Source organism: Neisseria dentiae (genome assembly GCF_024580525.1).
GTDB classification, from domain to species: domain Bacteria; phylum Pseudomonadota; class Gammaproteobacteria; order Burkholderiales; family Neisseriaceae; genus Neisseria; species Neisseria dentiae_A.
On the sequence record NZ_JANIKQ010000002.1, the window covers coordinates 83,101 to 105,543 of the forward strand.

Sequence of the window (22,443 nt, forward strand, 5' to 3'; positions counted from 1 at the left end):
CCATCCCAGCCGTCATTCATATTTCTTACCTCGTCATTTTTTTCCTGCTTTACGCTTACGCGCAGCCCGTTTGGCTGCGGCCACGCCTGACTTACCTGTGCGCACACTCGAATGTTGGCGCACTTGATACGCAGGGGTAGGCGTAATCTGAAATTCTGATATTGCAGGACGACGCATACCGGATACCGCAGCAATCGCCAACGCAATCAAACCTTTTTTCATACCCGTGCTGCTCCCACTTCCATCGCAATGGCCGTCGCAATCGCGCGGCAAATAGCCCACTTGCGTTCCTTAAAGAACTTGAGGTCGGCATCATTGCTGATAAAAAACGGCTCGAACACAATGCCGCCCGCCTGCGCATAAGCCAAACGGCTGTGCTGACCCGCATTGTCCGGTTTAAACCCGCCGTCGCCGCGCAGCTTCCAGCCGGTCGCATCGGCCACGGCACGGCTCAACACCTGACACCAACGCTTGTTTTTCGGCGTACTCAATGCCTCGACGCCCGTTGCCGCTTTGCTGGCGGCAGCGTTGGTGTGGAACTCAACCGCCACATCCGAGCCGCGAATCAGTTTGACCGCCTCACGCAGCGGCATATTGCCTTTGCCTGTGCCGTCGGTTTTAACCGTCAAGCCGTAGTCATCGCGCAAAATAGATGCCACGATATTGCGCATATCCTGCGCCAAGTCCGCCTCGCGGTCGCTGCCGTTCACCGCACCCGGATCGGTGTTGCTGTGGCCTGCGGTCAGCACAATAATCTTGCTCATAGATTCGTCCTGCTTAGTCTGTTATCGAGCCTTGATTATCCCGTCCGCTTATTTTGCACCGCGCCTGCCCCATGTCAGACAGGCAGCAAAAAGCCCGAGGGCTTTTGCTCTCGGGCTGGGTTTCAGACGGCCTATTTTACTTCCATCGGGCAGGTGTAGGTATCAAATTCTTCATCTCCGGCCAATACCGGCAAACAATTATTCAACGGCAGCTTGATACCTTTACGCGCATACACTGTCGCTTGGGCGGCTGGCGGGGTGCGGATTTGCCCTTGGCAGGCAGCTATGTTGTCCGTGTATTGTTGACGGTAATTTTCGGTCAGCGCATCCTTCCTCTGCCGGGCGAAAAAATAATCGTAAGCCGCATTGGCCGCAGCGGTACATTGATAAAGCCCCGCTTTATCCGCAAGAAAAGGGCCGCCGAAAGATTCCTCGGCAGATTTTGCCACCACCGCAAAAGCCGCATTGAATTCTTTGATTTTGGCTGCATCGCCGGGCAAAACCCATACACGGCTTTCCTTGTCGGCCTGCGCCAATAAAGACAGCAGCTTTTGAGCGCGCTCTTTCAAATTGGCGTGCAGACGGATTTGTTCCAAATTGTTTTCTCCGATGAAATATTCTTCATCGGCCAAACGTGCGGCAATCTGCTTTTGCTGATTCTGATATTGCTGCGCCCGATTATCGGTTTGACTTTCGCCGGCAGCAGGCTTGTTTTCTTGTCCGCCGCAAGCCGCAAGCATTGCGGCCAACATCAGAACATAAAACGTCTTCATCTTGATTTCCCATAAAAAATGCCGTGTTATCCCCACGGCATTATAATTTAAAACAACCCGCCTTGCTCACACTCATTATCCGGCTTCTTCAGAATCCGCCAGATATGGCGGTCGGTCAGCGCGTGCGCCAAAGCCAAATCGTTCACTGCCTCATAAGCTGGTACGCCTTTACCCGTCTGCGCGTCGAAGCGGCGGCGGATATGGCGGTCGCGCAATTCCAGCAAAGCCTGTTCGCATTTCGGGATAAACAGATCGCAGGGGGCCAGTGCTTCCACCATTTTTTCCATCGCCGCACCGCCGACGATTTCCTCCAAATAAGCCAGCCGCGATTCGCTGCCTTTGGTGCGTCCCTGCCGCAACGGGTAGGTCGTGCCGCCTAAGTTTTTCACCAGCTCCACCGTTTCTGTCAGCCCGATGATCGTAATCAATGCCAGCACACTTTCGGGCAGCAGGTGGCGCACCGCCTCAAAATCTTCTTCATCCACCCTGATCATTGCTCTGCCGCCTTTTTCGCTTTGTTGATATGGATTTGCAGCGCCTGCACCAGTTTGTATAGCTGCTCGGGTGTCAAAAATCGTACCAAATCCTTGCCGAACATCCTTTTGGCCATCCCGTCGGCGTATTGCCAGCTTTTATCGCCCACCGTCAACAGCGCTTCCAGCTTGTTCAGCAGGGCTTCGCGGTCGGGTGTCAAATGCGGGCGGATACCTTTGCCCTTCGGTGCGGTCTGCTTAAAGCCCATCCGCTTCATTTCCGCCGCCACCGCCTGCAATTCGGCCAGATTCATTTGCGTGCAGGATGTTTTGCCGCACACACGCGCCAGCATCGCACGGTAAACATCATCTTCCATAGCAAGCTGGTTTTGCGCGATTTTGATTTTCGCAATCAGCCCCTTGCGTTTGTACTGTTCGTTTGTGTTCATCATGGTTTTCCTCGTCGCTAAAACTTCAAACTGAAGCGGACTTTTCAAAAATCCGCTTGGATTTGGGGTTTCAGACGTTTAACCGTTTACCGCATCTTTTAACGCCTTGCCCGGGCGGAACTTGGGTGTTTTGCGCGCCGCGATGGTCAGCGGTTCGCCCGTTTTCGGATTGCGTCCCTGACACTCGGCGGATTGGGCGGCGTGGAACGTGCCGAAGCCGACCAGCGTAACGTCGTTTCCGTCTTTCAGTTCTTGCGTTACCACGCTGACAAACGCATTGACAAACTCCGCCGCAGCGCGTTTGCTCAATTCCGCCTCGTCGGCGATGGCTTGGATTAATTCGGATTTATTCACTTTTTGACTCCTATTTAGATTTAAATGCGGCAGACCGTGCCGCGCGGGTTATGGATTTGCAGTCTCAGACGGCCTAATGTTTACGGATGGGCGATGCCATCATCTGCGCCGCCTGAATCATCTTGCTGATTAACACAGCCGTTTGCTGCGCACCTGTTTTGTCTTTTGCATCCGCCGCCGGAAGGTCGCCCTTAAAATTAATGTCGGTGCCCTCGGGCAGGTCTTCGATTTCAATAATGATTTTTGCCATTTAAGCCTCCTGTTCTTCGGCATCATTCCGCGTTTCCTGCCATTTCCCAACCAAGTAATCCCACTCATACCGAGGAATGACACGGCAGCCCGGTAACAGATTCTGCCAATCAAAATCTTCGGGCGGCTGCATCGTACAGCCGTTTCTGATTCTCTTAGCCCCTTCTCTAAGCTCGTAGGCATAATCAGGAGTTACCACGCCCTTTGGCGCGTCCTCCTCCAATCCCGCCCAAACGAACTGAACAGGATTAAAGAAATTACCGATACCCCAAGATGCCCAAGTCTCTCCGTCGTTATTCTTTTCAAAAATCATTGTTGGTGCGGTGATGCCAACTTCTTCCAAATACTCTTCAGGGCGTTTAAATCTTTTGTTGAGTGGCATGGTTTTTAGGATTGGGTTGTTTTTCCGTGGCCAACAAGTTCCGTTCTTATTGGGCTTTTTCCATCCATCGGGTATGCCAGAAGGGAACGCAAACCCTGCCACTTGCCCATCGCTCCATTCCCGCATTAGCGCGTCTGACGGCAAGTGTTCGCGCGCCCAATCAAGCCACGCCTGTCGCATTGCGTCCTTGTCCTGCTGAAAACTTCGCAGTGCTTTTGCAACCGGCCCATCATTAACTTCAATCAAATAAATCATTATATTTGCGTTCATTTTTCCTACACCTTCGCCACATCCAAATTCATTAACTGATACTCCCCATCCTCGCCGCGCTGATACACCCGCACAAACGGCTTGCTGATATGCACCTGCAAACTGTCGGAGAGCGCATCCATCGCCCGTTGCCATTTTTCATCCGTGATTTGCAGGCGGCGCAGGCCGAGGACGCGGGCGGTGCTGATATTGCCTTCTTTGTCCACTTGGAAGGCCGCGTTAATCAGTGTTTTCAATTCCGTGCGGCTGCCTTCCGTCCATTCGTTGATGCACTCGTCAATCAGAGCCTTGGCCGCCAGCAGTCCCTCGTCGAATACCAGTGTGTCCTGCATGGCGAGGTTGACGCGGTACGCGCCGTCAAAGCTGTGCAGGCTGATATTGCCTTTCTTACCGCCGACATTCACGTCGTATCGGTCGGCACTCAACTGTACAAACGCCGCAATATCGTCCATAGCTTCGCGTTTGAAGGCGATTAAGTTATCCTGTACCGCGCGGGCTTTTGCAGCGATTTCCTGCACCAGCTCGTCGCGCAGCAGGTCAATTTCGCGGATATTGGCCAGCGGCACGAGATTGCCTTTGGCATCCTGTTTGTATTGGCTTACATCTAAATTACTCATTTTGTTTTACCTTTCTGCCTTTCGGCATAAATCCTTTTACACTCATCCACCGTACGGTGGCGTTGCCCGTGTATCCAGTCCCTGTCCATACAGGGCGCGTTTTCCAATCTGCCGACAATCTTTTTCAGTTCGGCGGCCTGCGCTTTGCCGTATTCCGTCGGGCGGTGCTTCTTTTCCAGCCTCGGCACCATCCTGATTTCGGGCGGCGGCAGGTGTTTGATAAGGTCGGCAGGGTTTGGCCACTCTGACGAGGATGCCGCGATAGCCCTAAAGGCTGCCTGTATCCTGATTCCGTCCTGTTCCGGTTGCCACGACCGGCCGCTTAGTATGCCTAACCAAAGTTCGGCGACTGCCGTCAAATCCGCCGAGGCAGGGCGGCCTTTGAGGTTTAGGGCGGCGAGCATCATAAAACCCTGCGCGATTGCTTTTTTAATCCAGCTATTGTTGTCCTCCATTCGACCACTCCATCAAATCGCCCAAACCGCTCCTCAATTTGGTACTTACTCCCTCTCCCGCGGGAGAGGGTTGGGGAGAAGGCAAAACCGCCGTTCCCGCCGTCTTTTCAGGCGACCAAAACGTGATGTTTTCCAACAAATAACCGTGGCTGGTCAGCGGCGGCGTCAACTTTCCCGCGTCCCGTGCCTCAAGGCATCGCGTTACCGCCCAAATCCAAGCCTCGCGCGGGGCCGGGTAAGTTTTGCGGTTGCGGACAATCTTTCGGTCCCGTATCATCGGCGCAATCTCGCCGACGAGCTTTGAAACACGGTTAAAACTTAAATCCTTTTCGGCGGGGCGAAACAGCGTCAGATACCGCAATACCGCCTTAAAAAGGTCGTCTGAAATGCCTGTCAGGGCAATCAGAGCTTCGCGTGCATCATCATGGGCGATTAATACATCTAAGCTCATCACTGCACCGCAAGTAGGGCAGCGCACTTTCATGTTCTCGCCTCCATCAGACTTTTAAGGCCGCAGTAAACCGAGTCAGAAAAATCAATAGCTGCATCACATGCCTGCTCCCCGTCTTCTACGTCCACCGGCGGACAATAAAACAACCCGTTTTTCCAAGATGTATTTGCGGCGACAACCGCATAAGCCTCCTCAAGCGTACAGCCCTCGTTCAGCTCTTTACTCAGATAATCCGTATCGCCTTCTCGGTCGCCCAAAGCATTATCTTGGGTAATTTTGATAATGCCGTCGCGGGCGATATTCAGATAAATCGTCATTTCAACACCCCCATCACCCTTGCCGCCGACACCGCCACCGCAAAAGCCGAACACATCACACCCAACAGCCCCGTTATCAGGCCGTATGGTGATTCCGAGTGATAAGTCTCTTTAGCAGCACGGACAAAACAGACCAGCCCAACCAACCCCAAAAACAACGTGAACACCATATTCATCACATTTCCTCCCATACTTTCATCGCATCATCCAACGCTTCGCGGTAGTTGTTTCCATACCCGATGACATCATGCTCAGGTAAGAAACAGCATTTTCTTCCGTCATATGTGCATGAAAATTCAACAGATTCAACATCGAACAAAAAGTCTAACCTTTCTGCGTCCTTCATAGCCTGTTTAAATTTCGGTGAGAAATCCAAAACATCAGATTCTTGGTCAATAATGTTGTTATTTTCGGAAATCAGGGTGTCCAATACACACATAATCCAAGGCAAATTGGCATCATCAGTCAAAGATTCCAAAGCTTCAAACACCGTATCAGCAGGCGCGGCGGACAGGTATTCGAAATCGTCTTCGTCCTCCGGATCGGCAGGCTGATAAGTCGGATTCAAGCCCTGCGCTATTTTGTTTAAAAACGCGACCAGTTCCCATACTGCTTCAAGGTCTTCTTTTCTTGGTTTGGCAATATTCATCACATTTCCTCCTGTATCATTCCTGCCACCCGTCATCCGGTCGGCACGCCTTATCCAGCAGTTTCCCCAACCGTTCCTTAACCCGTTGCTCGACCAATATCTCGACCAACACAGTCATTACCGCCGCCAGCAATATGGCAATAACCAACAAAGCCGCTACCGCATTCATTTCATTCATCATTTTCTTACTCCTTGTTTAATCAGTCTGTTTGTTGTCTGTTGAGGCAAGCCGTATCGCTTTCTCGCCCCACCGTGCCCGAATCTTCTCGACCGCCTGTTTCAGGGCGAACGCTTTAACCCGTTTCAATTCGTGTTTCGGCATCTTCCGTCGTGCCAACCGTTTACTCATGGTTAAAGTCCTTTTAATGGTCTTCTATAATCCGTTTTTGTAACGGTCCAGTATTTGTTTTTCATAAATTCAGGTTCTTCAGGAAATTCCATATGCGTTTTCCCTCCATTTATGCTGATGCCTTTAGAGATAATCTTTCTTTCCGCCATACTGTCTCGGACTGCCTTCAGTTCCTTTGCTCTGGCGTTTAAACACTCGTAACATACAGGCCTATACCCGCCTACATAGGCATCGTCTTTTTTGAAACGGAACAACGGCCTCTCTTCTCCGCATTTTTTGCAGATTTTCGTCTCAGTTTTCATAAACCACCCCTTTCATCCGCTCTTTATCGCTCATCCGTTCATAGGCTTTTTCTGCCTGCAATACCGCAAAGTCAGCCGCATTCTGTTTTTCCCGCATCAGCCGCTGCTGACTGGTCTCGTTCTGATACAGGCTCCACGCCGGCACCGGCTCGGTGCAGCGGTTCGCACACGCCGTTACCGCAATCACAATCGCCGGTATGGCGAGCAGATGCCTCATTTTCAAATTTTCCATTTTTAGTTTTCCTTTAATTTCAATAACTTAACAAAATAACAAGGTAAAAAAATTATTGCCTTATCTGTCAAAGGTTTAGTGGATTAAATAGGTTTCCGCGTGTTCGATTACATCATCATCCAAATCAACATCAGGGTTAACCTGCAACAAATAGTCCACAATCAGCAGCAGCTTCGACAGTTTCCGCGCATTGCCTTTGGCCGTTTTCACCACCTTCTGCAATACCGCTTCATCGTTCGTCTTCAACACTGCCGCCGCAATCTGTTTTAAATCCGCTTCCGGCAGCATCTCGCCCAATTCCATCTTGACCGATACCCTTGAAAACAACTGCTTAAATTCACTGTTCGGCCCCTTCAGATTCAGCAGCAGCTTGGGCATCCCCACCAACGCCACCGCCACGCCCGATTTATCATGTATCCGCCGCAGGCTCTCCAGTGCGCGTGTCGGTAACTGTTCTGCCTCGTCAATCAGCAAAATACGGTGTGCATCACGCGGGCTGCGGCTCTTCTTATCACGCTTCAGGCAGTTGATAATCCGCTCCGTCAGCTCATGGATATTGCCTCTCTCGCTTAAATCCAGTGCATGACAGATTTCCTGCAACAACACCTTTGCCGTATAGCCTGTATCCGGCTCAATCAACAAAGCCAGCGGGTTAGTGGCCGCATATTGTTTCAATACCGTGGTTTTACCCAAGCCCGCGCCGCCATACACAATACCGAGCTGCCCCAGCCATGCCGCCAAACCCAGCCAACCTTTCATCTTCTTGGCCGTGCCCGTTTCAACATAGGGAATATCCAGCTTTTTCAATTCCACCCGGTCGCCTTCCTGTTCAAGAAACAGCGCGGCTTTCTTATCCATCCCCGCAATATCGCCGTCGTATTTGCCGTTCAAATAGCCCGACAATGCACTTCTCGATACGCCCATGCGGTCGGCCGCCTTGTTTTGGCTCATGCCGCTGGTTTCCAGAAATTGTCTTAATTTCTCAATCATTTTTCGTTTTCCTTAAAAAGTGTCAAAGATGTGCCGTCATACTAACCGGCGTCTTCCCATAAAAAATCGCGTAACTTCTTCTTACCTTTGCCGCTTTCAGACGGCCTGTTTTCCACCTCTACCAATCCGCCGCTTTCCGTTTCCAGCTTCAAAAATTCGCCGAAATCAGGCTGCTGCTCGATAATCGGCGTGGCCGATTGGCGTTGCGCCTCGATTAAATCCATCTTGTCTTGCAGACGTTTGGCTTGGCCTTTGCGGCGGCGTTCGGCCAGTTGTTCCATCCGCGTTTCCGCAAATGCCGCCCGTTTGTTGCCGTTGAATACCGCTTTGCAAATCACCTTGCCCTGCATATCCTTCACAATCACATGGTCGGCATCGTGGATGTCGTAAGCCACCCGTACCTTCTGACCGCTGTAATCCAGCAATCCTTGGTGGAAGTAAGTATTGTTGTGCAGAGACACCGCTCCGCGGTCGGGGATGCGTTCTTCCTCCGGACGGTACATAAAATCCAACTCCAGCGGGCTTAATACATCCGTTTTCACCCTCATGCCGTCTGTTTTCATCCGGTATTCGTAATATTTCATCGGCGTAAAATGCCGTCCCGTTTCCGGATTTTTCGGCAGGCTGCGATGCTCGTGTTCAAAGTTGTATCGGCGTACCGCTTCTTCCAAATCCGCCATAAACTGCGCCCAAGTCGGTGCTGCCGCCAGCACCGCTTCCTGCGCCTTGCTCAGTTCCTTACCCTTTTTCTGCACTTTCTGCGCACTCGCCAGCGCATTCGATACCTTTCTCAGTGTTTCGGCATCAGCATCCTTGCCCTGATAAGTCGCATACTGCTTGGCTAAAGGAATTGTGATGGTCTGCCATAATCGTTCAATCTTGCCGCGCCCCTGCGGATTGCCCGGAATGCCCGTAAAATGCTCGATACCGATACGCGGCAAAATACCCGTCGTTTCCTTATCCAACATATCGCCCGTTTCGCCCGAGCCGTTATCCGAGTAATAACCCAAGGGCGGCGGGAAATGCGTCATCCCGTGGCGCAAAGCATCCGCCACCGCTACCGCCGTTTCCGACAGCGCCACACTCCAACCCACGACCGCACCGCTGCAACCGTCCACAATCATCGTCACTTCCGGCGTAAACAGATACCCCATCGGATGCCGGATTTTTGCTTTAAAGCTGTGGCCGTCGCCCACCCAGACATCGTTCGGTTTCAACGCCGTCCAATCTCTGTCAATGTAAGGCAGCAAAGCCTTATAAGCCGACCCCGTGCGCCTGCCGCGCTCCTTCATATGTTCCGGCAGCCGTTTCATCACTGTTTGAATCTGGTCATAGCTCGGCATCTGCTCGATTTTTCCCTGTTCCAGATACCATTGCGCCAGTTTCTTCGCCGCCGCCATCATCGTCGGCTTGTTCGGCCGCTGATAAAACATCAAGAAGTAAGGCAGCCAGTCAATCGCCAGCAGCGGCGTCTTTTCCCGTGTTTTCACCGGCGCAAGCGCCAAGAGGCGGCTCATGCTGTCCGGTGCCGCACGGTAAGCCCGCACCCATCGGTATAAAGTCGGTTCGCTTAAACTGCGTTCGCCGTTGTTCCGCGCATTCGCCAACGGAATCAGCTTGGCCACATCCTCCGGCAACCTGCCCGCCGTCGCTTCAGCTGCCACAAACGCCACCGCCTTCTTAATCGGCATACCCGCCAATTCATGCAGCGGCAATACATAGGCGACAATCGCACAACGCGCGTGGGCCGTTTCCGTCTGCCTGTCGTCCAACCGCGCCAAACCTTCCTCGCACGGTATCAAACCCAACTGCCGCATCTTCTTATTTTGCCGAAGCGGTTTTTTTACTTCTGCCGGCAACATCGGCACCTTGGCTAACAATGTTGCCGCCTGTTTTTCCTGTATGGCCGCCTGAATCTCCGAAGGGAGGGCGGAAACCAAATATTTCTTAAGCTTGCCGCCTCGAGCCTGTCCTACAACCTCTTCAAACGGCCAATTATTCTTTTTGGCGTGGTACTCGATGCCTTGTCTACTGTTCGGCAGCTTTGGAAGTTGCAAGCCCGCCAACTCAACCGCTGAAATCAACATTTTGCTATTTCTTTCTTTTTGTGTTTTACTTAAATGCGTATAACCTTTAGCATTTAAGGAACTAAATCGAAAACCACTTATCCATTAACTACTCTTTTGGGGAAAACAGGTTTTAAATTCCGATCTGCATACCGTTCGGGCCAAATCTCTTCCGGTTCCACTCCGATTGCAGCGGCAATAATCCTTTCTCCCTTAAGATAAGGGGCGGCCAGTGCGCTTCTAAGCGTATTCGGCGACAACCCCGCTTCTATTGAAAGTGCTCGAAGCGACCAGCCTTTCTTTTTCAAAGCAGCAACAATATCCGCGCGGTGCCAGTTTTTCGGCGTTGCGTTTTTTTGCATAATTGACTTACTCCATTCAGTAATGTGATTTACTTCGTTAATTGATTAAGTGAGTGAATAATACTAAGCAAAAAAGGTTATTACAACTCTTTTGCTTAGAAATATAACGCAAAAAAGCAAAATATTAGACATCTATTTGATTATTTGACGAATTAATTTTAAGCAAAAGAAGTGAATTTTTTGCTTAAATGCGAAATTCTAAGCAAAAGGACAATCATGGACTTTTTAGAGCGTTTGAAATCTTTGTGGCCGGACAATGCCAAACCCGCCGACTTCTACAATAAGATTGATATGTCTGCCTCCGGTTTTAGCCGCGTCTGGAAAGACGGTGCCATTCCAACAGCAGACTATCTGATTAAAATTCAAGAAGTAACCGGTTGCGATTTAAACTGGCTTCTTACCGGACAAGGCTCGCCATACATGAATAAAGGCCAAGCGGTCGAAGTCCGTACCCATACCGACGGTACGGCTACCGATACCCTCGGCAACCCCATCAACTTAGACGAGTTCGTCTTTATCCCGCGTTACGACGTCTACGCCGCCGCAGGGCACGGCTATCCCGCAGAAGACGACAAGCCCTTATTCTGCATGGCATTCAGGCGTTACTGGATAGAAAACTACGTTACCCGCCAGCTCGACAAACTGTCCGTCATCGCCGTAAAGGGCGATTCGATGGAGGGCGTACTCAACCACGGCGACAACATCCTAGTGAATCACGCCGAAACCACCCCGCGCGACGGACTGTACGTTATCCGCATCGATAATCACCTGTTTGTCAAACAAATCCAAAAACTACCCGGCAAGCTGCTCGTCAAATCAGCCAATCCGGTTTATGAGCCTTTCGAAATAGATTTAACCGACGACAACCAAAATGTAGCCATCATCGGACGCGTAGAATGGTATGGCCGTACCGTCAACTAAAAAACGGCGTTTGGATATTCCAAACGCCGTTCAATTCAAATAAAACCAAAATCAATCCAAAACCTCATCAAAACCGTGCAAAAAAGGTATCAAAGTTATATCACTTTCTACCTACTTTGTACCTAAAGGTGTCAAAGCCGCTTTTTCCTAAATTTCCGTTCAAATTTTTGTTTCCTTTAAAATTTTCGCCTTCTTTTGCTTTCTTTCTAAAGGTGTCAAAATAATACCTACCCCATACAAAGTGCGCCAAGCCGAAGAACTGTTCTTAAACAGCGGCATCGCCAATATCGATATTCTGCGTTTGGGCGGCCTCTATTGCGCCGAGCGCCACCCTTTGCACAGCCTGCTGAAGCACAAGCATCTTGCCGGCGCGCACCAACCCGTGAATATGCTGCACCGCAGCCGCGCCGTTGCCGCCCTGCACCGCGCCGCCGCCACGCCCGCCGGTTTGCGGATACGCAATATCGTCGAGCCGCAACACCCGCCCAAACACGAATTCTACCGCGCCGAAGCCGCCAAACTCGGCCTGCCCGAACCCGAGTTCGACACAACCGACCGGCGCGGCGGCAAAACCGTACATACGGTTTATGATGATTTCGCAGCTATATTATTGTGATATAAAGGCCGTCTGAAATCCCCATGCCGTTTTCAGACGGCCTTCCAGAAAGAAGATTTGCATGAGCGCCCTACTCCCCGTTATCAACCACCTTATCCAGCAAAACCGCGAAACCCAAGCCGCCTTGGGCGCTTTTGCAGGCAAAACCCTCGGCCTGCACGCCGCCGGCGTGCAGATTACCGGCACGTTTAACGCGCAGGGCTTTTTGGAATGCGCCCGAAACACGGCCGACACCGAAATCCGCTTTAACGCCGGCGCGGTGCAGAAAGTGCTGCAAGGGCAAACGCCCGGCGTGGGCGATGTGTCCATCAGCGGCGACACCGGCTTAGGAGTGGCCCTGCTGCCGCTTATCGGCGGCCTGCGCTACCACGCCAACGACGACTTAAGCCGCCTGTTCGGCGATGCGGCGGCAGGCGGCATCAGCATGCGCGCCGAAAAAGCCGGCCACACCGCCAAGCAAATCGGCCTGAGCATACTCGAACAGCTCGGCGATTTCGCCAAAGAGCCTGAAGCGCCCGTGGTCGACAAACACACGCTGTCGGCATGGTCGCGCGAAGTCGATACCCTGCGCGACGACACCGCCCGCTTCGAGGCTCGGCTGGCAAAACTGGAAGAGCGGAACAAGGTTTGACGCAGCCGAAATGCGTGCAGAGTCCGTATCGGTTTCTACCGCACCTTCCGCCAAGCCCGGGCTTGACCGGGTATGGCGCGCGTAATTGTGATTAAGTTGACTCACCATAAAAGCCCGCAACGGTACCGGCCCCCTATTCCCACATTTGCTACAATACATACTGATTCCTTTAAAAGCCGTTAAACTGCGCCAAAGCGCTTGCCTGTGCGCCGCAACGGCACTACCTTTATCCCGACCACTCCGATTAAAAGGCCGTCTGAAACATGAAAAACATCGTTATCCTGATTTCCGGCAGGGGCAGCAATATGCAGGCCATCGTGGAAGCACAGATTCCCGATGCCCGCATCGCCGCCGTGTTGAGCAACAACGAAGCCGCCGCCGGTTTGGCCTGGGCGGCGGAACGCAACATCGCCACCGACAGTCTCAACCATAAAAGTTTCGACAGCCGCTTGGCATTCGACGAAGCCATGATGCGGAAAATCGACGCCCACCAACCCGATTTGGTCGTATTGGCGGGCTTTATGCGCATACTCACGCCCGAATTCTGCCGGCATTACGAAGGCCGCCTGATCAACATCCACCCCTCGCTGCTGCCCGCCTTCACCGGCCTGCACACCCACGAACGGGCCATCGAGGCAGGCTGCCGCATCGCAGGCTGCACCGTGCATTTCGTTACCCCCGAGCTGGACTGCGGCCCCGTTATCGCGCAGGGCGCGGTGCCGGTGTTCGACAACGACACCGCCGACACGCTCGCCGCGCGCGTGTTGGAAGCGGAACACCTGATTTTCCCGCAGGCCGTGGCCGATTTCGTTGCAGGCCGTCTGAAAATATCGGGCAACCGCGTTATCCGCAGCCCGGATTCAACGGTGCAAAATGCCCGCCTGCTGGCCTGAACGCAAACAGATAAAGCAGCCGATTCAAGAAAGGAAGCCTTATGAAAAAATTCAGTTTGACCATATTGGCCCTTGCCTTAACCGCCCCCGCGCTGGCCGCACCACTGCCGCAGTCGGCCGAATTGCGGTATTCGAGCAGCTACGGCATTCCCGCCACCATGACTTTCACCCGCAGCGGCAACCGCTACAAAGTGGTGTCCAGCATCAAAGTGCCGCTCTACAGCATACGCTTCGAATCGGGCGGCACCATTTCGGGCAACCGCCTGATTCCGTCCTACTACAAAGACGTGCGCGGCGGCAAAACCTATGCCGAAGCCAAATTCGGCGGCGGCAGCGTAACCTACGGCAAAGCGGGCGAACAGAAAACCGAAGCCGCCTCCGGCCCCACGATGGATTTGTTCACCCTCGCCTGGCAGCTTGCCGCCAGCGACGGCAAACTGCCCGCCGGCCTCACCGTTACCAACGGCAAAAAAATCTACCCCGTCAGCGGCCTCAACCGCACCGGCAGCGGCAAGTATAAAATCGGCAAAAACACCACCACCGTCAACAAATACCGCTTGCAGCGCGGCGACAGCACCGTCAACTACGCCTTCGCCCCCGGGCTAAACAACATTCCCACCCAAATCAGCTACAGCGACGACGGCAAAACCTACGATTTGCAGCTCACCCGCGTGAAAATCAACGGCAAAGAAGTGCGCCCGCAATAAGTGCTGCCGGTATAACAGGCCGTCTGAAAATATTTTTCAGACGGCCTGTTATCTTTTACCCCCCAACCATTTTTCAGCCCCTGCCTAAAAATGCTAGAATCAACACTTTTGTAACCCCCGCACCGCCCCCATATCCGCGCCATGCAAGCAAACATCCCCCAAAACATCATCGTCGGCCTTTCCGGCGGCGTCGATTCCTCCGTAACCGCCGCCCTGCTCAAAGAGCAGGGGCATCAGGTGCGCGGCGTGTTTATGCAAAACTGGGAAGACGATGACAACGACGAATATTGCAGCATCAAGCAGGATTCGTTCGACGCCATCGCCGTGGCCGATATTCTCAATATCGACATCGACATCGTCAATTTCGCCGCCCAATACAAAGACAACGTATTCGCCTATTTCTTAAAAGAATATTCCGCCGGCCGCACCCCCAACCCCGACGTATTGTGCAACGCCGAAATCAAATTCAAATGCTTTCTCGACTACGCCGTCGAACAAGGCGCCGACGCGATTGCCACCGGCCATTACGCCCGCAAAGAAGTGCGCGACGGCGTGCACTACCTGCTCAAAGGGCGGGACGCCAACAAAGACCAAAGCTATTTTCTCTACCGCCTGCAACCGCATCAGCTCGAGCGCGCCATTTTCCCGCTCGGCGGTTTAGAAAAACCCGAAGTGCGCCGGCTGGCTGCCGAAGCCAAGCTGCCCACCGCAGCAAAAAAAGACAGCACCGGCATCTGCTTTATCGGCGAGCGGCCTTTCCGCGAATTTTTGCAGCAATACCTACCCACCGACAACGGCGACATGGTTACGCCCGAAGGCAAAAAAGTGGGCGTACACGTCGGCCTCATGTTCTACACCATCGGCCAGCGCAAAGGCTTGGGCATAGGCGGCGCGGGCGAACCGTGGTTTGTGGCCGGCAAAGATTTGGGCAAAAACCGGCTGATTGTGGTGCAAGGCCACGACCACCCGCTGCTCTATACCAACAGTTTAATAATGAACGACTTAAGCTGGACATTGCCCGAAAGGCCGTCTGAAGGCCGCTACACCTGCAAAACCCGCTACCGCATGGCCGATGCCCCGTGCGAACTGCGCTACCTCGACAACGAAACCGCAGAGCTGCTGTTCGACGAACCCCAATGGGCGGTTACCCCCGGCCAATCCGCCGTGTTATACAGCGGCGACATCTGCCTGGGCGGCGGCATCATCACCGCAACCGACAAGCCCGTTATCATTGCCTGATAAAACCACAGGCCGTCTGAAAAGCTTTCAGACGGCCTGCACAACACAAGGAAACACATCATGGAAAAAATCTGGCTCAACAGCTACGAAGAGGGCGTAAACGCCGAAATCGACCCCACGCGCTACCAATCGGTGATTCAGGTATTCCAAGAAAGCGCCAAAAAATACGGCCACCGCCCCGCCTTCCAAAACCTCGGCAAAACCATCAGCTATGCCGAAACCGCCAAGCTGGTTAACGACTTCGCCTCGTTCCTGCAAAACACCCTCAAACTGCCGCGTGGCGAGCGCGTGGCGATTATGATGCCCAACCTGATGCAATACCCCGTCGCCCTCTTCGGCGCCCTTCAGGCCGGCCTCACCGTGGTGAACACCAACCCGCTTTACACCCCGCGCGAACTCGAACACCAGCTCAACGACAGCGGCGCCACCACCATCGTCGTGCTCGAAAACTTCGCCAACACGCTCGAACTGGTGCTGCCGCGCACCAAAATCAAAAACGTTATCGTTGCCACCGTCGGCGATATGTTCGGTTTCTTCAAAGGCAGCCTGATTAATTTCGTGCTGCGCAAAATCAAAAAAATGGTGCCCGAATACCGCATCGCCAACACCATTTCCTTTCAGACAGCCTTAAAACAAGGCGCATCGCAACCCTTTACCCCCGTCGGCATTACCCGCGACGACACCGCCTTCCTGCAATACACCGGCGGCACCACCGGCGTGGCCAAAGGCGCCGTCCTCACCCACGGCAACATCTGCGCCAATATGCAGCAGGCCGCCGAATGGATTAAAAACAAACTCGTGCCCGGCGAAGAAGTGGTGATTGCCGCGCTGCCGCTCTACCATATTTTCGCGCTCACCGTAAACCTGATGATTTTCACCCAGGCCGCCGCCAAAATCATGCTGATTACCAACCCGCGCGATATGAAAGCCTTTATCGGCGACATGAAAAAAGAAAAAATCAGCGTGTTTATCGGCGTGAACACCCTGTTTAACGCCATGGTCAACCGCCCCGATTTCGCCGAAGTCGATTTCTCCGCCCTCAAGCTCACCCTCGGCGGCGGCATGGCCACCCAAAAAGCCGTGGCCGAAAAATGGAAAAACATCACCGGCACCCCCATCGTCGAAGCCTACGGCCTCACCGAAGCCAGCCCCGGCGTGTGCTGCAACCCGCTGAACATCCCCGCCTACAGCGGCGGCATCGGACTGCCCGTGCCCTCCACCGAAGTCGAACTGCGCAGTGCCGACGGCAAAGAAGTGCCGATAGGCCAGCCCGGTGAAATGTGGATACGCGGCCCGCAAGTGATGAAAGGCTATTGGAACCGCCCCGAAGAAACCGCCAAAGCCATCGACGGACGCGGCTTTCTCGAAACCGGCGACATCGCCGTGATGGACGAAAAAGGCTGGTTCAAACTGGTAGACCGCAAAAAAGATTTGATTGTGGTTTCGGGTTTCAACGTTTATCCCAACGAAATCGAAGAAGTGGTGGCGCACCACGACAAAGTGCTCGAAGTGGCCTGCATCGGCGTGTCCAGCGAAAAAACAGGCGAAGCGCTGAAACTGTTTGTGGTGAAAAAAGACCCGTCGCTCACCGCCGAAGAGCTGATTGCCTTCTGCCGCACCGAGCTGACCGCCTACAAAGTGCCCAAAGACATCGAATTCCGCGACGAGTTGCCCAAATCGAACGTGGGCAAAATCCTGCGCCGCGAGCTGCGCAACGAAGCACAAGGGAAAGCTTGAGGCTCTTGCAAAATTCACGCAGCCATCTTCCCCCTCCCCCGCGTCATACTCGGGCTTGACCCGAGTATGACGTGAAAAGTTTGAAAATGCAGGAACATTGTACAAAAGCAAACAGGCCGTCTGAAAATATTTTCAGACGGCCTGTTATCAGAATAAAACCAATAAAATCAACTTTGCACGTTAATGCCCGCAGTAACCGTGCTCTGGCCTTGGGCGCTGCTGCCGGTTAAATAAGAGGCGGCCAAATCGCTGCAACAACCGCAACAAGTGGCGACGCCCAACTGCGCCTGCAAATCGCTCAGGCTGCTGGCACCGGCGGCAACGGTTTCTTGGATTTGGCGGTCGGTAATGGCGTTGCAGATGCAGACAAACATTTTCGTGCTCCTTGTTTTGTGCTTCTCGAATGAGAGTTAGTTTTATTATTAGGTGCAAATATAAATAAAAACGGTTCGCATTGCAAGCATAGCAATTGTAAATTACCGAAATAGTGAAAATATTGGTTGGCAAAAACAGAAATAACGCCCTAACCGAATGAACGAAAAAGAAAAAGCCCGAAAACCGAAGTGTGGTTTCCAGGCCGGACATACTGGTGGAGGCGGGGGGAATTGAACCCCCGTCCGAAAGCCCTCTACAAAGCGTTCTACATACTTAGTCTTGCCTATTTGGAATCTTGCCCCCATTCCGCCGGCAGACGGGCTGTTTGGAAGCCAGTTACCTTAAATCTTATTTCCTGCCAAGTAACCCGACAGAAAACCAGCCAATGTAAGATGACGTTGCCGTAGGTGTTACCCTACACAGCCCATCGGCCGACTGCTGCAACGGCTAGCCTTAAGCGGCTAAAGCGTAAGTTTCGTCGTTTGCGACTATTTTGGTTCAGTGTTTTACGGGAATCTGAGACCCCGGTATGCCCGCATCTGCTTCGCAACCCCCGTCGAAACCAAGATCGCCCCCAGATAGGAAAGGCGGATTATACGCAGTTAAGGCATAAATTGCCAGCGCCGCTTTTTCTTTTCAGACGGCCTTATCGGTTATATAGTGAATCCACTTAACTTTCGTTACAGCGTTGCTGCGCCTTAGCTCAAAGAGAACGATTTTGTAAGCCGCTAAAGCGGCAACAGAATCGGTTCCGTACTATCCGTACTGTCTGCGGCTTGCTGCCTCGTACCGAAAATTAATTGAATCCACTATAATGGCCGTCTGAAAAACAATACGGGCAAAATTTTATGTATGACGTCAACACACACGATGTGCGCCGCTTTTTTGCCGAAGTGTGGCGGCAGCGCCTGCTTCCCTTACAGCTGGATGCCTTGCAGCAGAAAGCGTTGCGGATTATCGAAGCACACCCCGAATACCACCGCTATTTGGAAAATATCGACGACTACCTCGACAAAAACTGGACGCCCGCAGAAGGCGAAAGCAACCCGTTTCTGCATATGTCGCTGCACCTTTCGCTGCAAGAGCAGGCCGCCATCGACCAGCCGCCCGGTATCCGCGCGATACACGAGCAGTTGTGCGCCAAACACGGCGACTGGGTGCGGGCCGAACACGAAATGGCCGACGCGCTGGCGGAAACGATTTGGGAGGCGCAGCGTTTCGGCCGCGGGCTGGACGTTAACGCCTATATGATGCGCCTGCGCAAGCTGGTGGGTCTGGGCCAGGAAGATCAGGCGCGCATCAATCCGCACGAAGTGGGGTTGTCCGACAAAATCAGCGAACGCGGTTAATCGCTGAAAGGTTTTCAGACGGCCTCACAGATTATGCCGTTTCCGGCTTGATTATCTGCATGATTGCGGCCATATTGTCCGCGCCGCCATCGGAAACCAAGCCGTCTGAAAAAACCGAACCCGCCCGTATTTCAGACGGCCTGCTTATTTTTTACTTATCTCTTTGTTTAAGAAAGAACTTCATGACCGCTATTTTAATCACGCTCGGTTTGATTGCCCTGCTCGTCGGCCTGCTCGGCACGATTTATCCCGCCATTCCCGGCCTCGGGCTGATGTTTGCCGGTGCGTGGCTGCTGGCCCATGCCGACGGTTATCAAATCATCGGCACCAACACGCTGATTTTTCTCGGCATCGTTGCCGCCTTGGGCATGGCCACCGACTATGTAGCCGGTATGCTGGGCGCGAAATTCACCGGCGCCAGCAAAACCGCCATTTGGGGCGCACTGATCGGCGGCATCGTCGGAGCGTTTTTCTCGCTGCCCGGCTTGCTGCTCGGCCCCTTAATCGGCGCGGGCGTAGGCGAATTTTGGGCGCGCAAGGATTTGTGGTCGGCCGGAAAAGTGAGCTTGGGCACGTTTGCCGGCTTTATCGTGGGCGTGATTGCCAAAGTGGGCTGTGCACTCACCATCGTGTTCACGTTAGCGGTGATGGGCATAATCAGCCTGTTCCAATAAGTGCCGGACAGAGATAAAAAGAACACACGTCATACTCGGGCTTGGCCCGAGTATCTTTTTTGGGTTTCAGAAATTTTTAAGAAAAGGAGATATTCGGGTCAAGCCCGGGTATGGCACAACGGTTACTAAGTGGGCGGGTTAGCTATAGGCGCGCAGCAGCGGTTTTACATTTGCTTTGATTTATACCGCGAACGGGCGGATGTACAATCCGCCCTTGCACACGCCTGCTTCCGATTCGGCCTGCTTTTCGGCAGGCTGTTTTCTGCAACTTATCCGGTTTGAGGCCGTCTGAAATGATTTGGTTGTTTGGCGCGGCAACCTTGACAACGTCTGCCTACATCTATTTAATACACGGTACAAAACATATTTTGTACTAATACATAGAGAATTTTTATGGACGCTTTAATCCTCAGCCGCATACAGTTTGCGGTGAACATCAGTTTCCACATCCTCTTTCCGGTGATCAATATCGCACTGGCTTGGTTTGTGGTGTATTTCCGTTACAAAGCCGGCAAAACGGGGGATGCGGGCTGGCTGGCCGCCTACCGTTTTTGGACGAAAGTTTTCGCCATTACCTTTGCGCTCGGCGTGGTATCGGGTGTAACCATGAGCTTCCAGTTCGGCACCAACTGGCCGGGCTTTATGGAAAAGGCGGGCAATATCGCCGGCCCCCTGCTCGGCTATGAAGTGCTGACCGCTTTCTTTTTGGAAGCGGGCTTTCTCGGCATCATGCTGTTCGGCCGCGAACGGGTCAGCCAAAAGGTGCACATGACCGCCTCCACCATCGTTGCCATCGGCACGTCGATTTCGGCGTTTTGGATTCTGGCGCTGGATTCGTGGATGCAGACGCCGCAGGGCCATTGGATAGACGCCGAAGGCGTGATTCATGTGAAAAACTGGCTCGAAGTGATTTTCAACCCTTCGTTCCCCTACCGTTTGTCCCACAAGCTGCTGGCTTCGGCGCTGACCGCTTCGTTTTTGATTATCGGTTTGTCGGCTTGGCAGATATTGAAAAAAACCGCCAACAGCGCCACGCCGAAAGTGTTGAAAACCGGCCTCACCGTTGCCGCCGTCGCCATTGTGCTGCAAGTGTTTGCCGGCGACGCACACGGTTTGAACACGCATAAATACCAGCCGGCCAAACTGGCCGCCATCGAAGCGGTGTGGCATACCGAAAAACCGGTGCCGCTCACCTTAATCGGCTGGCCGAACGAAGAAACCCAAGAAACCGATTATGCGGTGAAAGTGCCTTATCTCGGCTCGCTGATTCTCACCCACACTATGGACGGCGAAATCAAAGGCTTGAGCGAATTTGCCGACAAACCGCCCGTTGCGCCGGTGTTTTTCGCCTTCCGCGTGATGGTGGGCGTGGGCGTGCTGATGCTGCTGGTGAGCTGGTACGGCTGGTACCGTTTTCGCAAAACCCGCTGGCAGCCGCAGCAGTTGCCCAAATGGCTGCTCTACACCTTTGCCGGCATGACGTTTTCGGGCTGGCTGGCCACGCTTGCGGGCTGGTATGTTACCGAAATCGGCCGCCAACCGTTTCTGGTATACGGCGTGCTGCGCACCGAAGATGCGGTAACCAAAATGGTGCCGTCTGAAAACATCGGTCTCACGTTGGTGATGTATCTGGTGTTATACAGCGCCATGCTGCTCTCTTATATCATGGTTTTGAAATATATGGCCGAACACCCCGAGCATGATGCGCACGAAACAGGCCGTCTGAAAGCGGAGAAATGATAATGGACTGGAATTACTGGCTGCCCCTCGTATTTTTGGGCTTACTCGGTTTCGTGATGACCGTGTATGTGGTGCTCGACGGTTTCGACCTGGGCGTGGGTATGCTGATGCCGCGCGCCAAGGCCGACGAGCAAAACGTGATGGTCGGCTCGATCGGCCCGTTTTGGGATGCCAACGAAACCTGGCTGGTGCTGGGCGTGGGCGTGCTGTTTATCGTGTTCCCCAAAGCGCACAACATCATTTTGGGCCATCTCTACCTGCCCGTTACCTTTATGCTGTTTTCCGTGATTGTGCGCGGCGCTGCGTTCGACTTCCGCGTAAAGGCCGACGACAACCATAAAGATTTGTGGAACATCGCCTTTATGCTCGGCTCGGCCGGCATGGCGCTCACGCAAGGCTGGATGCTCGGCCGTTACGTTACCGCCTTCGGCACGCATCCTGTGGATTATCTGTTTTCGCTCGGCATCATGGCCACCGTGCCGGCGGTTTATGTGCTGCTTGCCGCCTGCTGGCTGATTGCCAAAACCGAAGGTGAGTTGCAGCAAAAAGCGCGCAAATGGGCCAACCAGGCCTGGTGGCCGGTGGTGGGCTGCCTGCTGCTGATTTCGCTGGCCACGCCGTTTGTGAGCGGCAGCATTTTCCAGCGCTGGTTCACCCTGCCCAACCTGTTTTGGCTGGCGCCGATTCCGCTGTTGAGTGCATTCTGCCTGATCCGCACCAAGCTGCTGCTCAGCCGTGAAAGCGTGTTGCAGCAGGGTGTGTGGCAGCCGTTTGCCCTTTCAACCGCCACTTTGATACTGTGCGCCCTCGGCTTGGGCATCAGCGTATTCCCCTATGCCGTTATCGGCCAGCTCACTGTTTGGGAGGCCGCCGCCAGCGTGCCCACTCTGGTGGTTACCCTGATCGGCGTCGGCATCACCGTGCCGTGCATCATTGCCTACAGCATCTTCTCCTACTGGGCGTTCAGGGGCAAAGCCACCACGCTTACCTACGGCTGATACAGCAGGCAAACCAACCATTTATCAATGGTCAATAAACCGAGGCCGTCTGAAAAAGA

Annotated in this window: 32 protein-coding genes and 1 other RNA gene; 11 read left to right on the forward strand and 22 right to left on the reverse strand. The window is 53.3% G+C overall.

From position 1 onward, the window contains the following. Positions 1-33 precede the first annotated feature (33 nt). From NQ012_RS02365 to NQ012_RS02460, 20 genes are all read right to left on the reverse strand, one after another. The gene (locus NQ012_RS02365) at positions 34-222 is read right to left on the reverse strand and encodes a hypothetical protein (RefSeq protein WP_083774568.1); all 189 of its coding nucleotides are present in this window, start codon (positions 220-222) and stop codon (positions 34-36) included. Continuing rightward, positions 219-764: an N-acetylmuramoyl-L-alanine amidase gene (locus NQ012_RS02370; protein WP_257065939.1), complete on the reverse strand. Its 546-nt coding sequence runs from the start codon at positions 762-764 to the stop codon at positions 219-221. The genes NQ012_RS02365 and NQ012_RS02370 overlap by 4 nt, the downstream gene beginning before the upstream one ends. Before the next feature lie 131 nt (positions 765-895). Next, positions 896-1,573 (reverse strand): hypothetical protein, encoded by a 678-nt coding sequence (locus NQ012_RS02375; protein ID WP_257065940.1) that lies wholly within the window; start codon positions 1,571-1,573, stop codon positions 896-898. An 11-nt stretch (positions 1,574-1,584) separates the two neighbouring features. Beyond that, positions 1,585-2,031 (reverse strand): Mor transcription activator family protein, encoded by a 447-nt coding sequence (locus NQ012_RS02380; RefSeq protein ID WP_002237250.1) that lies wholly within the window; start codon positions 2,029-2,031, stop codon positions 1,585-1,587. Then, positions 2,028-2,462 (reverse strand): gp16 family protein, encoded by a 435-nt coding sequence (locus NQ012_RS02385; protein WP_257065941.1) that lies wholly within the window; start codon positions 2,460-2,462, stop codon positions 2,028-2,030. Before NQ012_RS02385 ends, NQ012_RS02380 begins: the two co-directional genes overlap by 4 nt. 75 nt (positions 2,463-2,537) lie before the next feature. Then, positions 2,538-2,846 carry an HU family DNA-binding protein gene (locus NQ012_RS02390; RefSeq protein ID WP_257066022.1) on the reverse strand — a complete coding sequence of 103 codons (309 nt, stop codon included), beginning with the start codon at positions 2,844-2,846 and terminating at the stop codon, positions 2,538-2,540. A 40-nt stretch (positions 2,847-2,886) separates the two neighbouring features. After that, a complete protein-coding gene (locus NQ012_RS02395) occupies positions 2,887-3,063 on the reverse strand; it encodes a hypothetical protein (protein ID WP_009173217.1) in 177 nt (58 codons plus the stop codon). Next, on the reverse strand, positions 3,064-3,699 hold the full coding sequence (locus NQ012_RS02400) for a hypothetical protein (protein WP_257065942.1): 636 nt from the start codon (positions 3,697-3,699) through the stop codon (positions 3,064-3,066). It lies immediately after the preceding gene. A 20-nt stretch (positions 3,700-3,719) separates the two neighbouring features. After that, a complete protein-coding gene (locus tag NQ012_RS02405; protein WP_257065943.1) occupies positions 3,720-4,331 on the reverse strand; it encodes a DUF3164 family protein in 612 nt (203 codons plus the stop codon). After that, a complete protein-coding gene (locus NQ012_RS02410; protein ID WP_257065944.1) occupies positions 4,328-4,786 on the reverse strand; it encodes a hypothetical protein in 459 nt (152 codons plus the stop codon). The genes NQ012_RS02405 and NQ012_RS02410 overlap by 4 nt, the downstream gene beginning before the upstream one ends. Then, complete coding sequence (locus NQ012_RS02415; RefSeq protein ID WP_306440781.1) at positions 4,770-5,270, reverse strand: hypothetical protein; 501 nt, start codon at positions 5,268-5,270, stop codon at positions 4,770-4,772. The genes NQ012_RS02410 and NQ012_RS02415 overlap by 17 nt, the downstream gene beginning before the upstream one ends. Then, positions 5,267-5,554: a hypothetical protein gene (locus NQ012_RS02420; protein ID WP_257065946.1), complete on the reverse strand. Its 288-nt coding sequence runs from the start codon at positions 5,552-5,554 to the stop codon at positions 5,267-5,269. The genes NQ012_RS02415 and NQ012_RS02420 overlap by 4 nt, the downstream gene beginning before the upstream one ends. After that, complete coding sequence (locus NQ012_RS02425; protein WP_257065947.1) at positions 5,551-5,730, reverse strand: hypothetical protein; 180 nt, start codon at positions 5,728-5,730, stop codon at positions 5,551-5,553. Before NQ012_RS02425 ends, NQ012_RS02420 begins: the two co-directional genes overlap by 4 nt. After that, complete coding sequence (locus tag NQ012_RS02430) at positions 5,730-6,203, reverse strand: hypothetical protein (protein ID WP_257065948.1); 474 nt, start codon at positions 6,201-6,203, stop codon at positions 5,730-5,732. The genes NQ012_RS02425 and NQ012_RS02430 overlap by 1 nt, the downstream gene beginning before the upstream one ends. Positions 6,204-6,219: 16 nt before the next feature. Continuing rightward, positions 6,220-6,384: a hypothetical protein gene (locus NQ012_RS02435; RefSeq protein WP_002212708.1), complete on the reverse strand. Its 165-nt coding sequence runs from the start codon at positions 6,382-6,384 to the stop codon at positions 6,220-6,222. 170 nt (positions 6,385-6,554) lie between these two features. Further along, complete coding sequence (locus tag NQ012_RS02440) at positions 6,555-6,854, reverse strand: hypothetical protein (protein ID WP_009173207.1); 300 nt, start codon at positions 6,852-6,854, stop codon at positions 6,555-6,557. Continuing rightward, on the reverse strand, positions 6,844-7,086 hold the full coding sequence (locus tag NQ012_RS02445) for a hypothetical protein (RefSeq protein WP_002212705.1): 243 nt from the start codon (positions 7,084-7,086) through the stop codon (positions 6,844-6,846). The genes NQ012_RS02440 and NQ012_RS02445 overlap by 11 nt, the downstream gene beginning before the upstream one ends. A gap of 75 nt (positions 7,087-7,161) precedes the next feature. Then, entirely contained in the window at positions 7,162-8,076 is a 915-nt protein-coding gene (locus NQ012_RS02450) for an AAA family ATPase (RefSeq protein WP_257065949.1), read from the reverse strand. 41 nt (positions 8,077-8,117) lie between these two features. Beyond that, positions 8,118-10,163 carry a Mu transposase C-terminal domain-containing protein gene (locus NQ012_RS02455; protein WP_257065950.1) on the reverse strand — a complete coding sequence of 682 codons (2,046 nt, stop codon included), beginning with the start codon at positions 10,161-10,163 and terminating at the stop codon, positions 8,118-8,120. Positions 10,164-10,240: 77 nt separating this feature from the next. Next, positions 10,241-10,504, reverse strand: coding sequence for a helix-turn-helix domain-containing protein (locus tag NQ012_RS02460; RefSeq protein ID WP_002212702.1), 264 nt, complete (start codon positions 10,502-10,504; stop codon positions 10,241-10,243). A gap of 216 nt (positions 10,505-10,720) precedes the next feature. Between NQ012_RS02460 and NQ012_RS02465 the strand changes: the two genes are divergently transcribed. From NQ012_RS02465 to NQ012_RS02495, 7 genes are all read left to right on the forward strand, one after another. Continuing rightward, positions 10,721-11,425, forward strand: a complete 705-nt coding sequence (locus NQ012_RS02465; RefSeq protein WP_002212701.1) for a LexA family transcriptional regulator — start codon at positions 10,721-10,723, stop codon at positions 11,423-11,425. Between the two features lie 241 nt (positions 11,426-11,666). Next, a complete protein-coding gene (locus tag NQ012_RS02470; protein ID WP_257065951.1) occupies positions 11,667-12,041 on the forward strand; it encodes a hypothetical protein in 375 nt (124 codons plus the stop codon). 61 nt (positions 12,042-12,102) lie between these two features. Beyond that, positions 12,103-12,672 carry a ubiquinone biosynthesis accessory factor UbiJ gene (locus tag NQ012_RS02475; protein ID WP_257065952.1) on the forward strand — a complete coding sequence of 190 codons (570 nt, stop codon included), beginning with the start codon at positions 12,103-12,105 and terminating at the stop codon, positions 12,670-12,672. A 263-nt stretch (positions 12,673-12,935) separates the two neighbouring features. After that, positions 12,936-13,565: a phosphoribosylglycinamide formyltransferase gene (gene purN, locus NQ012_RS02480; RefSeq protein ID WP_257065953.1), complete on the forward strand. Its 630-nt coding sequence runs from the start codon at positions 12,936-12,938 to the stop codon at positions 13,563-13,565. A 41-nt stretch (positions 13,566-13,606) separates the two neighbouring features. Beyond that, the gene (locus NQ012_RS02485; protein WP_257065954.1) at positions 13,607-14,272 is read left to right on the forward strand and encodes a DUF3108 domain-containing protein; all 666 of its coding nucleotides are present in this window, start codon (positions 13,607-13,609) and stop codon (positions 14,270-14,272) included. 141 nt (positions 14,273-14,413) lie between these two features. Continuing rightward, positions 14,414-15,511 carry a tRNA 2-thiouridine(34) synthase MnmA gene (gene mnmA / locus NQ012_RS02490; RefSeq protein ID WP_257065955.1) on the forward strand — a complete coding sequence of 366 codons (1,098 nt, stop codon included), beginning with the start codon at positions 14,414-14,416 and terminating at the stop codon, positions 15,509-15,511. Between the two features lie 60 nt (positions 15,512-15,571). Continuing rightward, entirely contained in the window at positions 15,572-17,248 is a 1,677-nt protein-coding gene (locus NQ012_RS02495; protein ID WP_257065956.1) for an AMP-binding protein, read from the forward strand. A 167-nt stretch (positions 17,249-17,415) separates the two neighbouring features. Here the strand turns inward: NQ012_RS02495 and NQ012_RS02500 are convergent, their stop codons facing one another. Both NQ012_RS02500 and ssrA read right to left on the reverse strand, forming a co-directional pair. Then, the gene (locus NQ012_RS02500; RefSeq protein WP_085365983.1) at positions 17,416-17,622 is read right to left on the reverse strand and encodes a (2Fe-2S)-binding protein; all 207 of its coding nucleotides are present in this window, start codon (positions 17,620-17,622) and stop codon (positions 17,416-17,418) included. A gap of 213 nt (positions 17,623-17,835) precedes the next feature. Then, positions 17,836-18,199: a transfer-messenger RNA gene (ssrA, locus tag NQ012_RS02505) on the reverse strand. Positions 18,200-18,471: 272 nt separating this feature from the next. On the opposite strand from ssrA, the gene NQ012_RS02510 reads away from it, so the two are divergent. The 4 genes from NQ012_RS02510 to NQ012_RS02525 all read left to right on the forward strand — a co-directional run bounded on the left by NQ012_RS02510 (position 18,472) and on the right by NQ012_RS02525 (position 22,384). Next, positions 18,472-18,972, forward strand: a complete 501-nt coding sequence (locus tag NQ012_RS02510; RefSeq protein ID WP_257065958.1) for a DUF1841 family protein — start codon at positions 18,472-18,474, stop codon at positions 18,970-18,972. A gap of 182 nt (positions 18,973-19,154) precedes the next feature. After that, positions 19,155-19,646: a DUF456 domain-containing protein gene (locus NQ012_RS02515; protein ID WP_257065960.1), complete on the forward strand. Its 492-nt coding sequence runs from the start codon at positions 19,155-19,157 to the stop codon at positions 19,644-19,646. Positions 19,647-20,039: 393 nt separating this feature from the next. After that, a complete protein-coding gene (locus tag NQ012_RS02520) occupies positions 20,040-21,386 on the forward strand; it encodes a cytochrome ubiquinol oxidase subunit I (protein ID WP_257065961.1) in 1,347 nt (448 codons plus the stop codon). A gap of 2 nt (positions 21,387-21,388) precedes the next feature. After that, entirely contained in the window at positions 21,389-22,384 is a 996-nt protein-coding gene (locus NQ012_RS02525; protein ID WP_257065962.1) for a cytochrome d ubiquinol oxidase subunit II, read from the forward strand. The last annotated feature ends 59 nt before the right edge of the window (positions 22,385-22,443 follow it).

Coding starts and splice junctions, on each gene's coding strand:
- NQ012_RS02365 (WP_083774568.1), bottom strand. CDS start 222: ATGAAAAAAGGTTTGATTGCGTTGGCGATTGCTGCGGTATCCGGTATG.
- NQ012_RS02370 (WP_257065939.1), bottom strand. CDS start 764: ATGAGCAAGATTATTGTGCTGACCGCAGGCCACAGCAACACCGATCCG.
- NQ012_RS02380 (WP_002237250.1), bottom strand. CDS start 2,031: ATGATCAGGGTGGATGAAGAAGATTTTGAGGCGGTGCGCCACCTGCTG.
- NQ012_RS02385 (WP_257065941.1), bottom strand. CDS start 2,462: ATGATGAACACAAACGAACAGTACAAACGCAAGGGGCTGATTGCGAAA.
- NQ012_RS02395 (WP_009173217.1), bottom strand. CDS start 3,063: ATGGCAAAAATCATTATTGAAATCGAAGACCTGCCCGAGGGCACCGAC.
- NQ012_RS02400 (WP_257065942.1), bottom strand. CDS start 3,699: ATGATTTATTTGATTGAAGTTAATGATGGGCCGGTTGCAAAAGCACTG.
- NQ012_RS02405 (WP_257065943.1), bottom strand. CDS start 4,331: ATGAGTAATTTAGATGTAAGCCAATACAAACAGGATGCCAAAGGCAAT.
- NQ012_RS02410 (WP_257065944.1), bottom strand. CDS start 4,786: ATGGAGGACAACAATAGCTGGATTAAAAAAGCAATCGCGCAGGGTTTT.
- NQ012_RS02415 (WP_306440781.1), bottom strand. CDS start 5,270: ATGAAAGTGCGCTGCCCTACTTGCGGTGCAGTGATGAGCTTAGATGTA.
- NQ012_RS02420 (WP_257065946.1), bottom strand. CDS start 5,554: ATGACGATTTATCTGAATATCGCCCGCGACGGCATTATCAAAATTACC.
- NQ012_RS02425 (WP_257065947.1), bottom strand. CDS start 5,730: ATGAATATGGTGTTCACGTTGTTTTTGGGGTTGGTTGGGCTGGTCTGT.
- NQ012_RS02430 (WP_257065948.1), bottom strand. CDS start 6,203: ATGAATATTGCCAAACCAAGAAAAGAAGACCTTGAAGCAGTATGGGAA.
- NQ012_RS02435 (WP_002212708.1), bottom strand. CDS start 6,384: ATGATGAATGAAATGAATGCGGTAGCGGCTTTGTTGGTTATTGCCATA.
- NQ012_RS02440 (WP_009173207.1), bottom strand. CDS start 6,854: ATGAAAACTGAGACGAAAATCTGCAAAAAATGCGGAGAAGAGAGGCCG.
- NQ012_RS02445 (WP_002212705.1), bottom strand. CDS start 7,086: ATGGAAAATTTGAAAATGAGGCATCTGCTCGCCATACCGGCGATTGTG.
- NQ012_RS02450 (WP_257065949.1), bottom strand. CDS start 8,076: ATGATTGAGAAATTAAGACAATTTCTGGAAACCAGCGGCATGAGCCAA.
- NQ012_RS02455 (WP_257065950.1), bottom strand. CDS start 10,163: ATGTTGATTTCAGCGGTTGAGTTGGCGGGCTTGCAACTTCCAAAGCTG.
- NQ012_RS02460 (WP_002212702.1), bottom strand. CDS start 10,504: ATGCAAAAAAACGCAACGCCGAAAAACTGGCACCGCGCGGATATTGTT.
- NQ012_RS02465 (WP_002212701.1), top strand. CDS start 10,721: ATGGACTTTTTAGAGCGTTTGAAATCTTTGTGGCCGGACAATGCCAAA.
- NQ012_RS02475 (WP_257065952.1), top strand. CDS start 12,103: ATGAGCGCCCTACTCCCCGTTATCAACCACCTTATCCAGCAAAACCGC.
- purN (WP_257065953.1), top strand. CDS start 12,936: ATGAAAAACATCGTTATCCTGATTTCCGGCAGGGGCAGCAATATGCAG.
- NQ012_RS02485 (WP_257065954.1), top strand. CDS start 13,607: ATGAAAAAATTCAGTTTGACCATATTGGCCCTTGCCTTAACCGCCCCC.
- mnmA (WP_257065955.1), top strand. CDS start 14,414: ATGCAAGCAAACATCCCCCAAAACATCATCGTCGGCCTTTCCGGCGGC.
- NQ012_RS02495 (WP_257065956.1), top strand. CDS start 15,572: ATGGAAAAAATCTGGCTCAACAGCTACGAAGAGGGCGTAAACGCCGAA.
- NQ012_RS02500 (WP_085365983.1), bottom strand. CDS start 17,622: ATGTTTGTCTGCATCTGCAACGCCATTACCGACCGCCAAATCCAAGAA.
- NQ012_RS02510 (WP_257065958.1), top strand. CDS start 18,472: ATGTATGACGTCAACACACACGATGTGCGCCGCTTTTTTGCCGAAGTG.
- NQ012_RS02515 (WP_257065960.1), top strand. CDS start 19,155: ATGACCGCTATTTTAATCACGCTCGGTTTGATTGCCCTGCTCGTCGGC.
- NQ012_RS02520 (WP_257065961.1), top strand. CDS start 20,040: ATGGACGCTTTAATCCTCAGCCGCATACAGTTTGCGGTGAACATCAGT.
- NQ012_RS02525 (WP_257065962.1), top strand. CDS start 21,389: ATGGACTGGAATTACTGGCTGCCCCTCGTATTTTTGGGCTTACTCGGT.